Origin of the sequence: Affinundibacterium flavidum, from assembly GCF_014284175.1 — a bacterium.
Classification (GTDB): Bacteria; Pseudomonadota; Gammaproteobacteria; order Burkholderiales; family Burkholderiaceae_D; genus Undibacterium; species Undibacterium flavidum.
The window spans coordinates 1-391 of the sequence record NZ_JACOGA010000056.1 but is presented as its reverse complement, the minus strand read 5'-3'; the positions used below and the strand labels follow the sequence as shown (position 1 = coordinate 391).

Here is a 391-nt window from a genome sequence, read left to right as displayed (position 1 = left end):
GCGATGGTGCGTTCTCCTAAACCAGGTATGCTATCCAATAATTTCTGCTTATCTTTTAAGTCCGGATCGTTCCGAGTATGGTCGTTAATTAAACAAATCAGTGCTTTAATTTCTTTATCCAACCAGTCAATGTGATCAGTAATTCCTTGTCGAATCGCCTCACGTGCCACATCGAGCCTATTCAACTCTTGCGTACGCATGTTCTGCAAGGCATCTAAGCGCAGAACCAAAGCACGTAAGGTTTGTTCCGCAATGGAGGGAACTATCCATAGTTCTGGGCGACGTTCAAAGCCAAATTCTGCGATCAGTTGTGCATCGACTTTATCTGTCTTTGTTCGAACTAAGCGTGAAGCACCGAAAGCCTTAATCTGTGCTGGGTTGATGACACTGA

General features: G+C 44.5%; 1 protein-coding gene. It reads right to left on the bottom strand.

All coding sequences use genetic code 11. The features are described 5' to 3' along the window. Positions 1-391 (bottom strand): IS110 family transposase (locus tag H8K55_RS21330; protein ID WP_186944259.1); only part of this gene is annotated, 391 nt, incomplete at both ends.